Source organism: Klebsiella sp. K5-204, assembly GCF_030128585.1.
GTDB classification, from domain to species: Bacteria; Pseudomonadota; Gammaproteobacteria; order Enterobacterales; family Enterobacteriaceae; genus Klebsiella; species Klebsiella quasipneumoniae.
Window position 1 is genome coordinate 647,615 of sequence record NZ_JAKUZS010000001.1, and the last position, 13,274, is coordinate 660,888.

13 protein-coding genes are annotated in these 13,274 nt (G+C 59.3%); 7 read left to right on the forward strand and 6 right to left on the reverse strand.

Going from position 1 to position 13,274, the window contains the following annotated elements:
* Window positions 1–385: 385 nt before the first annotated feature.
* Window positions 386–748, forward strand: a complete 363-nt coding sequence (kpnE, locus tag MKR05_RS03205) for a multidrug efflux SMR transporter subunit KpnE (protein ID WP_032452729.1) — start codon at window positions 386–388, stop codon at window positions 746–748.
* Window positions 735–1,064, forward strand: coding sequence for a multidrug efflux SMR transporter subunit KpnF (kpnF, locus tag MKR05_RS03210; RefSeq protein WP_023289540.1), 330 nt, complete (start codon window positions 735–737; stop codon window positions 1,062–1,064). The genes kpnE and kpnF overlap by 14 nt, the downstream gene beginning before the upstream one ends.
* A gap of 55 nt (window positions 1,065–1,119) precedes the next feature.
* Here kpnF and MKR05_RS26940 read toward each other — a convergent pair whose 3' ends face one another.
* Entirely contained in the window at window positions 1,120–1,209 is a 90-nt protein-coding gene (locus MKR05_RS26940; RefSeq protein WP_258315333.1) for an ArsR family transcriptional regulator, read from the reverse strand.
* Between MKR05_RS26940 and MKR05_RS03215 the strand changes: the two genes are divergently transcribed.
* Entirely contained in the window at window positions 1,169–3,325 is a 2,157-nt protein-coding gene (locus MKR05_RS03215) for a bifunctional diguanylate cyclase/phosphodiesterase (RefSeq protein ID WP_072413147.1), read from the forward strand. The two genes, MKR05_RS26940 and MKR05_RS03215, sit on opposite strands and share 41 nt — an antisense overlap.
* Here the strand turns inward: MKR05_RS03215 and MKR05_RS03220 are convergent, their stop codons facing one another.
* From MKR05_RS03220 to MKR05_RS03230, 3 genes are all read right to left on the reverse strand, one after another.
* Window positions 3,326–4,138, reverse strand: a complete 813-nt coding sequence (locus MKR05_RS03220; protein ID WP_044522790.1) for a serine protease — start codon at window positions 4,136–4,138, stop codon at window positions 3,326–3,328.
* 942 nt (window positions 4,139–5,080) lie between these two features.
* Window positions 5,081–5,500 carry an acid resistance repetitive basic protein Asr gene (gene asr, locus MKR05_RS03225; protein ID WP_004206052.1) on the reverse strand — a complete coding sequence of 140 codons (420 nt, stop codon included), beginning with the start codon at window positions 5,498–5,500 and terminating at the stop codon, window positions 5,081–5,083.
* A gap of 165 nt (window positions 5,501–5,665) precedes the next feature.
* On the reverse strand, window positions 5,666–7,153 hold the full coding sequence (locus MKR05_RS03230; protein WP_023289544.1) for a carboxypeptidase M32: 1,488 nt from the start codon (window positions 7,151–7,153) through the stop codon (window positions 5,666–5,668).
* Between the two features lie 227 nt (window positions 7,154–7,380).
* On the opposite strand from MKR05_RS03230, the gene MKR05_RS03235 reads away from it, so the two are divergent.
* A complete protein-coding gene (locus tag MKR05_RS03235) occupies window positions 7,381–7,473 on the forward strand; it encodes a KPN_01571 family protein (protein ID WP_004206050.1) in 93 nt (30 codons plus the stop codon).
* Between the two features lie 30 nt (window positions 7,474–7,503).
* Here MKR05_RS03235 and MKR05_RS03240 read toward each other — a convergent pair whose 3' ends face one another.
* Window positions 7,504–8,754, reverse strand: a complete 1,251-nt coding sequence (locus MKR05_RS03240) for an MFS transporter (protein ID WP_023289545.1) — start codon at window positions 8,752–8,754, stop codon at window positions 7,504–7,506.
* 130 nt (window positions 8,755–8,884) lie between these two features.
* On the opposite strand from MKR05_RS03240, the gene MKR05_RS03245 reads away from it, so the two are divergent.
* The 3 genes from MKR05_RS03245 to bioD all read left to right on the forward strand — a co-directional run bounded on the left by MKR05_RS03245 (window position 8,885) and on the right by bioD (window position 11,955).
* Window positions 8,885–9,787, forward strand: a complete 903-nt coding sequence (locus MKR05_RS03245) for a LysR family transcriptional regulator (RefSeq protein ID WP_023289546.1) — start codon at window positions 8,885–8,887, stop codon at window positions 9,785–9,787.
* Window positions 9,788–9,911: 124 nt separating this feature from the next.
* Window positions 9,912–11,132, forward strand: coding sequence for a sugar metabolism global transcriptional regulator Mlc (gene mlc / locus MKR05_RS03250; protein ID WP_048298665.1), 1,221 nt, complete (start codon window positions 9,912–9,914; stop codon window positions 11,130–11,132).
* Between the two features lie 127 nt (window positions 11,133–11,259).
* On the forward strand, window positions 11,260–11,955 hold the full coding sequence (gene bioD / locus MKR05_RS03255) for a dethiobiotin synthase (RefSeq protein WP_023289548.1): 696 nt from the start codon (window positions 11,260–11,262) through the stop codon (window positions 11,953–11,955).
* On the opposite strand, the gene clcB is transcribed toward bioD, so the two are convergent.
* Window positions 11,908–13,203, reverse strand: coding sequence for a voltage-gated ClC-type chloride channel ClcB (gene clcB / locus MKR05_RS03260; RefSeq protein ID WP_049013498.1), 1,296 nt, complete (start codon window positions 13,201–13,203; stop codon window positions 11,908–11,910). The genes bioD and clcB overlap by 48 nt on opposite strands.
* Window positions 13,204–13,274: the final 71 nt, after the last annotated feature.

The window sequence follows — 13,274 nt, forward strand, 5'->3', positions numbered from 1 at the left end:
GACGTTTTTTTTCAGAAAAAACGCATTGCAGCAAAACCGCGGCGTAAAGAATTGCAAAGTCTTTGAATAAAATGTAGCACTATGCTACAAATCTACCTGTGTTTAACTACTGAGGACAATTTTCATCCGCACCGGACGAGAAGCAACACCGCGGATAATTGTAATTTTATGGACAATCAGTTCAGGATGTATATTTTAAATCACCCCGCAGTATCCCTCACTTTTTCCCGTTTTGCCGGCGAACAGCACTGGCATTCGGCGCTATAGTCACCTTCTTTCTGCCTGAGCTGGCGCCAAGCGCACAGCGAAATCTACGTCAGAAATTTTCCTGTTTACGCGTCGCGTAAACGGTAATGGATTATATTCTCAAGCAGGAGAAGGGATCATGTTTTATTGGATTTTATTAGCTTTAGCGATTATTGCTGAAATTACCGGCACCTTGTCGATGAAATGGGCAAGCATTAGCGGTGGGCATACCGGCTTTATTTTAATGCTGGCCATGATTGCCCTGTCATATATTTTTCTCGCCTTTGCGGTTAAAAAAATTGCCCTCGGCGTGGCCTACGCGTTATGGGAAGGGATTGGTATTTTGCTGATCACCCTGTTCAGCGTACTGTTGTTTGATGAAAGCCTGTCGCTGCTGAAAATAGCCGGTCTGACTACCCTGGTAGTGGGGATCGTCTTAATTAAGTCCGGCACCCAGAAAAAAGCGTCGTCGAAGCCGGAGGTGGCTCATGCAGCAGTTTGAGTGGATCCACGCCATCTGGCTGGCTATCGCCATTGTTCTGGAAATTATTGCCAACGTCTTTTTGAAGTTTTCCGACGGTTTCCGCCGCAAGGTCTATGGCATTCTGTCGCTGGCGGCGGTGCTGGGCGCGTTCAGCGCCCTGTCGCAGGCGGTGAAAGGCATCGATCTGTCGGTCGCCTATGCGCTGTGGGGCGGCTTCGGTATCGCGGCGACCATCGCCGCCGGCTGGGTGCTGTTTGGCCAGCGCCTGAATAACAAAGGCTGGGCGGGAGTCATCCTGCTGGTTGCCGGCATGGTGTTAATTAAACTCGCCTGACGTCGCGCCGCCTGCAAAGCCAGGCGGCAAAACGGGTTCGCTGTAGTATGCTTACTCAAGACCGGCCCCGCAGGTATTGTGCCCGGTGACGATGAGGACTGCGCATGCTCACAGCTTTCGGCTGGCGGAAAATTCCTTCCGCCAGGACGTTGTCAATAATGATTTTTCTCGCCGGGCTCGGCCTCACCGCGTCGGTGATCTCCCTGCTTTACCTCTCGCAACACCTCATTGCCAGCAAATCCAATGAAATTGACCAGCAGCGCTCGGTCCTGTCAGTGGAAGGGGCGGTGCAGACCTCGGTCAACCGGGTGCTGTCGCTGGTGCTGGACAATGCTATCTGGGACGATGCGGTGACCCAGACTTACGCTCCCAGCCTGGATCAAAAATGGCTGTACGACTCCTGGGGATCCGGCTTCAAAATCAACAACCTGTATGACGGCACCTTTGTCCTTGATGAACATTACCACATCCTGTGGGGCGCCTTTCAGAGTCAGGTCATGCCCCGGGCAGACCTCTCATTTCTCGGCGCCGGGCTGACCAGCCTGATCCGCTATCATGCACAGGCTCTGCGCGAGGGGAAAAACGCCTTCGCCGGCATCACACGTACCGAAGCCGGGATCGCTTTCGTCGGCATCGGCCTGATACGGCCGACGAGCGGCCGGCTGCAGGTGGCTGACGAGACCCGACGCTATCTGGTCATTACCCGGCACATCAGCCCTCAGCTGCTGGAGCGTTTAGGCGACACCTTCCAGATAAGCCATCTGCATCTCAGCGACGGCCCAGGCGAACATCGGATCCCGCTGCGCACGCAGGGAGGCGAGGTTCTGGGCTATCTGGCGTGGCAGCCGCGTCTGCCCGGCGCCGAAGCGGCCCTGGCCTCGTCAGGCAGTATGCGGCTGATCGCCGGGGTGGCCGCCAGCCTGATCCTGCTGTTTATTCTGTTCAGCAGCCTCGGCATGTATAAGCTGGCCCGCGGCGAACGTCAGGCGCGGGAGATCGCCCTGATTGACTGGCTTAGCCGCCTGCCCAACCGGCGTGCGCTGCTGCTGCGGCTCAGCCAGGTGTGCGACACGAGTAAGCACGATATGCAGTGCGTGGTGTTTATCGATCTGGACGGTTTTAAGGATGTGAATGATAACTATGGCCACGATGTGGGCGACACTCTGATCCGCCATATCGCCAGCGCGCTGCAAAAACGGGTGCCGGCGGGGGCCATGCTGGCAAGAATGGGCGGGGATGAGTTCGCCATGGCGGTGAGCGGCGAACAGGCGATCGACCGGGCCGCGGCGTTCGCCTGGGCGGCGCTGGAGCTGCTTAAAGCGCCGGTGGCGCTGAGCAAACGCACAATTTATATCGGCGCCAGCATCGGCATCGCCAGCGGTACTCCGGCGGAATGCTCCAGTACCGAACTGTTTCGCCGGGCGGATATCGCCATGTACCACGCCAAGAAGAGCGGCAAGGGGCGGACGGCCTGGTATGACGATGCGCTGGATGCCGTGCGACGTCATCAGCTGATGATTGAGAATGGCATCCGTCAGGGGCTGGAGCAGGATGAATTTGAGGTCTGGTATCAGCCGGTGGTCGATGCCGATACGCTGGCGATGACCGGCGTTGAAGCGCTGCTGCGCTGGCCGCGTCGCCCGCAGGGTGCGCTGGCGCCGGATGCGTTTATCGCCATTGCCGAGAGTAGCGGCCTGATTGACGCCCTCGGCCAGTTCGTCCTGCAACGCGCCTGCAGCGACCTGCAGCCGGTGGGCGATCTGCTGCTGTCGGTGAACATCTCGCCGGCGCAATTTCGCGATCCGGCGTTTGAAAGCCGGGTGATGGAAACGGTCGCTGCCTGCCGCTTTCCGCCGTCGCGCCTGCAGGTGGAGGTGACGGAGAGTTATGTGCTGGAAAATCCGGAACGTTCGCAGGCGGTGGTGGAGAATCTGAAGGCCCAGGGCATCGCCGTGGCGCTGGACGATTTTGGCACCGGTTACTCCAGCATCGGCTATTTACGCCGCTTTCGCTTTGACAGCCTGAAGATTGACAAATCCCTCGCCGGGCGGGTGGATTGCGATGTGCAGGCGGCGGAGATGGTGCGCGGCACGGTGCGCATCGCCCGCGCGCTGGGGATGACGGTCGTGGCGGAGGGGGTTGAAGATCCGCAACAGCTGGCGCTGCTGCGGCGGGCCGGTTGCGACCGGCTACAGGGCTTTTACTTCAGTAAACCGATGCCGATCGCCGACCTGCTGCAGCGGCGTCGGCAGCAGGGGTAATTACTCTCCGGCCAGCGCCTCCAGCTTATCGCGAAAGCCGGTCACCGCGATGGCGCGGTTGTCCGCCCGCCAGCGATCCTGCGGGCCGGGAGCCGAACTTTGCACGGCGATCACTTGCCAGCCGTCCGCGGTTTTCAGCAGCAGCGGCGAGCCGCTGTCGCCGGGCAGGGTGTCACACTGGTGCGACAGGACGCTGTTTTGCGCCCAGCCGGTGACGATGCAATCCTGATGGCTGTAAAGATTGTCCAGATGATCTTCAGGATAACCTGACTGGGTCACTTTCCGGTCCGCCGCCTTAAGCGCGGCGGTTAAATCGGCCTTACTGCCGGGGAAGAGCGGGATCGGCGTGATGCCCGAGGGAGCATAGCGCAGCACGATCAGGCCAAAATCCGAGGGCGCCGCGGCGGAGGGAACGATCCAGCCGTCACCGTCGGCTTTCAGACGCTTGCCTAATCCGGGATCCACGCGTCCGTCAATGCCGTGGATCTCATACACCCAGTTGCCCTTGCGGGAAATAAAGCGCAGAGCGACCGCTTTGTCCGGCTTGCCGCGCGGGGGCGTTAACAGGCAGTGGCCTGCGGTCAGCGCCAGATTGGGGGAGATGAGCGTCGCCGTGCACAGATTGCCGCTGGCGGTCTCCAGCTGGCCAATCGCGTCCCACGGACTCTCCTCCGGGCGGCTCACCGCTTTACGCTCATCGTGGCCGAAAAACAACGTCTTAATATCTTTGGCGCTCAGTCCGCTATCTTCGGCATGTGCGCCCAGAGGTAACAGATAAAATGAACACAGTAATAACAGAACGTCTCTACGCATATCACTCTCTGGGGGAGGCTATGATGTCTATTGACAGTAGCAGGAGATTTAAGTTTTTGAAAGTAAACAATAATTCTAATCAGGCCAAACGGCATGTCTCATCTGCGCGCGACAGGCTCTGGCGCGGGTAAAACCTTCTGATTTCAATCGGTTAATACCATTAACCTTCTGCTGCTATTTCCGCAGAAAGCACGGTCTGGCGCAAGCACATTCGTGTATCAGAACGTACTGAAATTGGCGAATAATGCAGCAATACCTCTTTGAGGTTATTCCTGGTTTGGCAGCATAATGCGCAAAAATAATACTTTTACCCGCCAGAACTTCACCAGAATTCGCACTTCTTTACGCCTCACGTAATTATTTTCAATGCGAAACATTTTCTCACCGAAAACGTTGTTACCGTCACCCGGCCGTTGAGTAAATAGAGAGGTAATACCGGCGATGATAGCCTGAATTCTATTTCCCCGGCGTTCGGAGGGTATATGTCTAAAAAAGGTATTCGCGCACTGGTCTATGTTTCCCTGGTCTCGGTGGCCATCTGGGGCGCAACCGGCTATCTGGTGATGGAAGCGGTACGTGCGTTGTGATGAGTCTGGCCGCCGCGTGGGGGCCAGGCGCGCGATGGTTTATTGCTAACGTGTCTGGCGTCTTCGGGCGCCGGGCATGATTTGCGCCGCTGGCAGCGGCAGGGTAAAAGAGAGTGATAAGGGCGGGCAACAATATTTGCGCGACATTCACCTTCCGTGAAGTCTGAGCCAGGCGGCAAAACGGGAGAGAAAGACGAAATGATTAATAGAGGAAAAAGCGGGTCGCAACCACTGCGCAAATGATTAACAGGATCAGGATGAGCTCAAAACGATAACGCCGCAGCATAGTGCTCTCCAGAAAAAACGGCGCTGAAGCAGCGCCGATTATTTAAGAAGGTTGGTTCACCGGGAGGAATTAGGCTGCCGGCTGTGCAGCAGGTTTAGCGGCCTGGTGTTTGGTGGTTTTGTGGTGTTTTTTCGCTGCCTGAGCTTTCTGGGCTACCGGTTTAGCGGCAGCTTTGTGGTGCTTTTTCGCGGCCTGGGCTTTCTGCGGAGCGGCGGGTTTGGCTTCTGCTTTTTTGTGTTTTTTAGCGGCCTGGGCTTTCTGGGCAGCGGCTGGTTTAGCTTCTGCTTTCTTGTGTTTTTTGGCAGCCTGAGCTTTCTGCTCTGCAGCTGGTTTGGCCGCGGCTTTATGGTGTTTTTTGTGATGGGTGGTCTTGGCAGCAGTGCTGTGGGTAGCAGCTGGCGCCTGAGTGGTGCTTACTGCGTCAGCAGCGAAAGCGGCGGAAGAGAGACCCATAGCAGCGGCAACGACCAGAGCTAATACTTTTTTCATTCTGATATCCTCGAAAAGTTTTCTTAATTTCAACCCCACTGCGGGGCCGGTGAAATCACTATATGCTTGTCTTTTCGGGCTTTCCGTGAGTGTTTGGTATCGGCGTGTAACCGAATGTACAAGGCGGGGAGTGGAAGGACGCGCCGGGCAGCCCGGCGCGGACGATCACAGATAGCGGGCGGTAAGGTGGTCGCGGAAGTAGCGGCTGTTAAGATCCTCGCCGGTGGCCTGCTGGATCAGCTGCGAGGTGGTGAAGCGGCTGCCATGCTGCCAGATATTCTGCCGCAGCCAGTCAAACAGGGCGCTGAAATCCCCTTCCGCGATATCGCGGTCTAACGTCGGCAGCGCGCGACGGGCGGCGGCCATCAGCTGCGCGGCATACATCGCCCCCAGCGTGTAGGAAGGGAAGTAGCCGAAGCCGCCGTCGGTCCAGTGAATATCCTGCATACAGCCGTCCCGGTAGTTGCCGGTGGTCGACAGTCCCAGCCAGTGCTGCATTTTCTCATCCCACAGCGACGGAATATCTTCCACCTCTATCTCGCCGTCGATCAGCGCGCGTTCAATTTCATAGCGCAGGATCACATGCGCCGGATAGCTGACCTCATCGGCATCAACGCGAATAAAGCCTGGTTTCACCCGCTGGTTCCAGGCGATGAAATTCTCCTCGCTAAAGGCCGGCCGATCGCCAAAGCGTTCGCGCACCGCCGGCAACAGGCGTTTAAGGAAGCGCTCGCTGCGTCCCAGCTGCATTTCGAAGAACAGGCTCTGCGACTCATGGATAGCAGTAGAGCGGGCCAGTCCTACCGGCTGGTCGACCCACGGGCGAGGCAGATTCTGCTCATAGCGGGCGTGGCCGGTCTCGTGGATCACGCCGAACAGAGCGCTGAGCAGGTCGTTTTCGTTGTAGCGGGTGGTGATGCGCACATCCTGAGGGACGCCGCCGCAAAACGGGTGGGCACTGATGTCCAGACGCCCGCCGTCAAAGTCAAAGCCGAGGATGCGCATCGCCTGCAGACCCAGTTCGCGCTGCTCAGGGATCGGGAACGGCCCCTGCGGGGCGATCAAGGTTCGCGTCGCCTGCTTATCGACCGCTTGTCGCAGCAGGGAAGGCAGCCAGGACTTGAGGTCGGCAAACAGGCTGTCCAGCCGGGCGCTGGTCATATCCGGTTCGAAAATATCCAGCAGCGCGTCATAGCGTGAGCCGCCCCGGGCGTCGGCGCGGATCTGCGCTTCCTCGCGGCTCAGCCTGACCACCTCGCGCAAATTATCGGCAAAGCCAGCCCAGTCATTAGCCGGCCGCTGACTGCGCCAGGCATGTTCGCAACGGCTACCGGCCAGCGATTTGGCCTCCACCAGGCTCTCCGGCAGCAGCGCCGCCTGATCGTACTGGCGCTGCATTTCCCGCAGGTTGGCCTGTTCGAGGTCGTTGAGATCCTGCTGGCGGGCCGCCTGCAGCCATTGGCCCACTTTTTTATCGGTCAGGATCTGATGCTGTAGCACGCCGAGTTCCGCCAGCGCTTCGCCGCGGGCGGCGCTACCGCCCGGAGGCATCATGGCGAACATATCCCAGCCGGCGATGGCGGAGAGATGCGAAAAGCGCGACAGGCGCTGAAAGGTGCGGGTAAGCTGCTGATAAGGCGTATTTTCAGTCATAGTAGCGTTCGGTCCGTGACAGGTGAATGAACAGATTATCGGTATGCCTCTACACTATCCTGATACGCCTGGCGGGTCGAGCGTGGCGCGCAGAGGGCGGGGTAAAGCATTAGCCGCGTGATAGCAGGAAAAAAAGCGTGGCTCTGTGAGCAGTATTGCAGAAATCGGTAACGCATCGTGACTAAACTGTGATCGATAACGCAAGTCTGGAGGTTCGGGGGTGGTTTATGAATCCGTTCACCTGGCTGTTTATTGCCTTACTGTCCGTTGATGCCGTCAGAGAGCTGATGGGCTTGTCATCTATCATGGGCATGTGGTGAAACGTGGCCCGCAGGCCACGTCACGCGCGATTATTTTAGTCGCCGATACAGGCAAGTGCCGGTCAACAGCGCGGCAAGGAGCAGCAGCGCGATAAATCCGCCGACGCCGTTCCAGCCGTAGCGATGCCAGAACACCCCGCCTAATGTCCCCGCCAGGCTTGAGCCAAGATAATAGCTGAACAGATACAGCGATGAGGCCTGACCGCGGGCGCGGCGCGCGCGCGGGCCAATCCAGCTGCTGGCGACGGAATGCGCGGCGAAGAAGCCGGCGGAGAACAGCAGCATGCCGAGGAAAATAAGCCACAGGGAAGAAAAGAGCGTCATCAGCAGGCCGCAGAGCATCACGCCGGTAAAGCCGAGCATCACCGGACCGCGGCCATAGCGTACGGTCATGGCGCCCGCTTTCGGCGAGCTCCAGGTCCCGGTGAGATACGCCACCGACAGCAGACCCACCACCGCCTGGCTTAACGACCACGGCGACATCATCAGACGGTAGCCAATGTAGTTAAACAGGGTGACAAAGGCCCCCATCAGCAGGAAACCCTCGACGAACAGCAGCGGCAGGCCGCGATCGCGCCAGTGCAGGCGGAAATTAATCAGCAGCGTTTTTGGCCGCAGCGAGGTCGGGCGGAAATGGCGCGACTCGGGCAGGATTCGCCAGAACATAATCGCCGCGGCCAGGGCGAAGCCGCTGATCACCGCCAGCGCCACGCGCCAGCCGAAAAAATCGGTAAAGACCCCGGTGAGCAAGCGGCCGCTCATGCCGCCGATGGAATTGCCGCTGATATAGAGTCCCATAGAGAAGGCCACAAAGCTGGGGTGGATCTCCTCGCTCAGGTAGGTCATGCCGACCGCCGCCACGCCGCTCAGCGACAGGCCAATCAGGGCGCGCATAATCAGGATACCGTGCCAGCTGGTCATCATGGTCGACAACAGCGAGCAGCAGGCGGCCAGCAGCAGCGCGGTGACCATCACCGGCTTGCGGCCTATGGCGTCCGACAGCGGGCCGGTAAACAGCAGGCCCACCGCCAGCATCGCCGTGGAAATGGAGAGAGAAATACTGCTGCTGGCCGGCGATACGCCGAACTCGTTCGACAGCACCGGCAGGATCGGCTGCACGCAGTAGAGCAGGGCGAAGGTGGCCAGACCGGCGGAGAACAGCGCGAGCGTGACGCGCATAAACTGCGGGGTGCCGCGCTTAATAAACGGATCCGGGCGGGATGCACCAGCGACGCTGACCTCGCCCGCCGGCACGGTGTCAACGGTTGTTGTACGACTCACAGAGAATTCCTTGGGTAGAAGTTGCTGCTTACCAACAGAGTGTTGTGACCATTCAGCTCACATTTTTAGGGTATGAAAATGTAAATATTCTGTCTAATATATTAATAATCTCAAATAAGACGTTTTAAATATGAATATCGAGTTGCGTCATTTGCGCTACTTTGTCGCCGTCGCCGAGGAGCTGCATTTTGGCCGCGCCGCGGCGCGACTGAACATCTCTCAACCGCCGTTAAGCCAGCAAATTCAGATCCTCGAGCAGCAGACCGGCGCCCGCCTGTTCGCCCGCACCAACCGCAGCGTCAGCCTGACGGCGGCGGGGAAACAGTTTCTCGCCGACAGTCGACAAATTCTCGCCCAGGTGGAGGACGCGGCCGCCCGCGCCGCCCGTCTGCACCATGGGGAAACGGGCGAACTGCGTATCGGCTTTACCTCCTCGGCGCCTTTTATCAAGGCGGTATCCGATACGCTGTCCCTGTTTCGTCAGCGCTACCCGGATGTGCATATTCTCACCCGCGAGACCAATACCCGCGAACAGATTGTCCCGCTGAGCGAGGGAGCCCTCGACCTCGGCCTGTTGCGCAATACCCAACTGCCGGACACCCTGGCGTGGCAGCGAGTGCTGCGCGAGCCGCTGCTGGCGATGGTCCCGGCGGACCATCCGCTGGCCCGCCAGCCCTCGGTCAGCCTGGCGGCGCTGGCGCGGGAGCCGTTCGTCTTTTTCGACCCGCACGTCGGTACCGGCCTGTATGACGATATCCTTGGCCTGCTGCGCCGCTACGGTCATACGCCGGTGATTGCCCAGGAGGTGGGGGAGGCGATGACCATTATTGGCCTGGTGGCCGCCGGGCTGGGGGTGTCGATCCTGCCGGCCTCCTTTCAGCGCGTGCAGCTCAGCGAAATGCGCTGGCTGCCGATTGACGAACAGGATGCGGTGTCGGAGATGTGGCTGGTGTGGTCGAAACACCATGAGCAGGGGGCGCTGGCAAAACGCTTTCGTGACACGCTGCTGGCCTGGAAAAACGAGCGCAATTGAGGCAAAAAGGGGCTGGAAATGTGCGGTAAATCACAAGGCTAAGCAAAAATTTGACGTTCACCATCGAAGTGCTTCACCATAGCCGAAAGTTTATTTCGAAGCGCGAAAATAAAGGGAGTCAATGGTGGTAGCGGATAGTCAACCAGGCCATATCGATCAAATTAAGCAGACCAATGCGGGCGCCGTCTATCGCCTGATTGATCAGCTCGGCCCGGTATCGCGTATCGACCTCTCCCGATTTGCGCAACTGGCGCCCGCCAGCATCACCAAAATTGTCCGCGAGATGCTGGAAGCGCATCTGGTGCAGGAGACCGAGATTCAGGAGCCCGGCAGCCGCGGGCGCCCGGCGGTGGGTCTGATGGTGGAAACCGAGGCCTGGCACTATCTGGCGGTGCGTATCAGCCGCGGCGAGATCCACCTTTCGCTGCGCGATTTAAGCAGCCAGCTGGTGGTGGAGGAGCAGCTGGAGCTGGCGCTTACCGACAGCACGCCGTTTCTGACGCGGATTATCGACCATATCGATCGCTTCTTTATTCGCCACCAGAAGAAGCTGGAACGCCTCACCTCCATCGCCATAACGATGCCGGGTATCATTGATACCGAAAACGGCATTATTCATCGCATGCCGTTTTATGAAGAGGTCAAAGACGTCCCGTTGGGCGAAACGCTGGCCAACCATACCGGGGTGCCGGTCTATATTCAGCATGACATTAGCGCCTGGACCATGGCGGAATCGCTGTTTGGCGCCTCGCGCGGCGCCCGGGACGTCATCCAGGTGGTGATCGATCATAACGTCGGCGCCGGGGTTATCACCGACGGACGTCTGCTGCACGCCGGCAGCAGCAGCCTCGTCGAGATCGGTCATACCCAGGTCGACCCCTACGGCAAACGCTGCTACTGCGGCAACCATGGCTGTCTGGAAACGATCGCCAGCGTGGAGAGCGTGCTGGAGCTGGCGCAGATGCGGATGGCGCAGTCGATGAGCTCGCTGCTGCATCAGCGTCCGCTGAGCGTGGAGTGGCTATGCCAGGCGGCGCTGCAGGGCGACCTGCTGGCCCGGGACATTATTAGCGGCGTCGGTCATCACGTCGGTCGAATTCTGGCGATCATGGTCAATCTGTTTAACCCGCAGAAAATCCTGATCGGCTCGCCGTTTAACCTGGCGGCAGACATTCTTTTTCCGGCAATTTCCAGCTGCATTCGGCAACAATCACTCCCGGCCTACAGCCAGCATATCGCAGTTGAAAGCACCCAGTTCTCCAACCGCGGAACGATGGCTGGCGCGGCGCTGGTCAAGGATGCGCTCTATAACGGATCCTTACTCATACGACTGTTACAGGGTTAACATTTTTTCATAGTCACACCAAAAATTGCGCTATCTCAAGCTGACCCCCAGCGGCTTCACGTAGACTTTGCCCACTGTTGATTATTTCTCTCCCGTATATTTCATCGACAAAACTGTGGGGTTAGTGATGTTTAAGCGTTTCTTTATTACAGGTACAGACACCTCTGTCGGGAAGACAGTGGTTTCCCGTGCGCTGTTGCAGGCACTTGCTGCCAGAGGCAAAAGCGTGGCCGGGTACAAGCCTGTGGCGAAGGGCAGCAAAGAGACGCCGGACGGTTTGCGTAATAAAGACGCGCTGGTGCTGCAGAGCGTCTCCACGCTGGCGTTACCCTATGAGGCTGTCAATCCCATCGCCTTAAGCGAAGACGAAAGCAGCGTGGCGCACAGCTGCCCGATCAACTACGGTCTGCTGTCGGATGGTTTGCAGCGGCTGGCCGGGCAGGTTGAACACGTGGTGGTTGAAGGCACCGGCGGCTGGCGCAGCCTGATGAACGACCTGCGACCGCTCTCCGAATGGGTGGTACAGGAGCAGCTCCCGGTGCTGATGGTGGTGGGGATCCAGGAAGGGTGCATCAACCATGCGCTGCTGACGGCCCAGGCGATCGCCAATGACGGGCTGCCGCTGATCGGCTGGGTGGCCAACCGCATCAATCCCGGTCTGGCGCACTACGCCGAAATCATTGATGTGCTCAGCAAAAAGCTGCCGGCGCCGCTCATTGGCGAGCTGCCGTATCTGCCGCGCGCCGAACAGCGTGAGCTAAGCCGCTACGTCGACTTAGACATGCTCGGCAACGTGATGGCGATAGATCGAATCCCGGCGTAACGTCCGCGACAGCACCGACGCCACCACGCAGGTGATCAGCAGGCCGGGCAGCAGCACATACTGCCCGGTCATCTCACAAATCATCAGAGTCGACATGATTGGCGCATGGGTAGTGGCGGCAAGAAACGCCGCCATGCCGGTCAGTCCCATCATCATAGCCATCTCCTGCTCCCCCGGTAGCCACAGCCCGCTGAAGCGGGCCATTAGCATGCCCATCGCCAGGCCGACAAACAGCGTGGGGGTAAACACCCCGCCCGGCGCGCCGGAGCCACTGCTGGCCAGCACCGCCAGCAGTTTGCACAGGAATACCGCCACCAGCAGCGCGCCGGGCGGCGGCAGCAGCAGATAGCTTTGCACCACGCTGTAGCCGTTGCCCCACACCGCCGGCGTGATGAGCGATAAGCCGCCGACGATCAGACCGCCCAGCGCCAGCTGCCACGGCGGCGCCAGTTTCAGCCTGACGAACCCGCGGTGGCTGTATTCCATCAGCCAGATAAACAGCGGCCCGCACAGTCCGGCCAGCAGTCCGGTGGCGAGCATCAGGCCATAGTGCAGCGCGCTGAGGTCCTGCTGCAGGACGACATGGTACAACGGCGCGGCGCCGCCGTTGAGAAACTGGGTCAGCAGCAGGGCGATCACTGCCGAGATCACTACCGGCCCAAGCGAGGCCAGCATCAGCGTGCCAAACAGAATTTCAGCGATAAACAGGCTGCCGGCCAGTGGAGCATGATAGGCGCTGGCCATCCCGGCGGCGGCGCCGCAGGCGACCCACAGTTTCCATTCGGCCTGCGGCGTGAAGCGGCGGGCGAACAGCGAGGCCGCCAGCGCGGCCAGCAGGATCATGGCGCCTTCCCGGCCAATCGCGCTGCCGGTGACCACCACCAGCAGCGAGGCCAGCGACTTCACCAGGCTTGCCGGCGTATCGAAGCAACCGTCTCCGGTCTCCAGGGCTTCCATATAATCGGTGGCGGCGTGCGGACGGGCAACGCGGCGTCGTTGCCACAGCCAGAGAAGTGCCCCTGCCGCCAGTCCCCCCAGCGCCGGGGTAATCAGCCGTCGCCACGCCGGCAGCGACTGCGCGGCGTTGACCAGGCTCCCGCTGTCGTTACCGAGAAACAGCGTTTCCAGCACCACCATGGCATGGCGAAACAGGGCCACCGCCAGGGCGGCGAGAAGGCCAATCAGCGTGGCGATCAGCAGGCGACGAAACATCACCTGCACATCTGGATAGGGATGAAGACGGTGCATCGGTCACAGCGAGATTGGGAAAACATGGACTTATTGTGATAGGGAATAAACTTATATGCAAAAGCGATAAG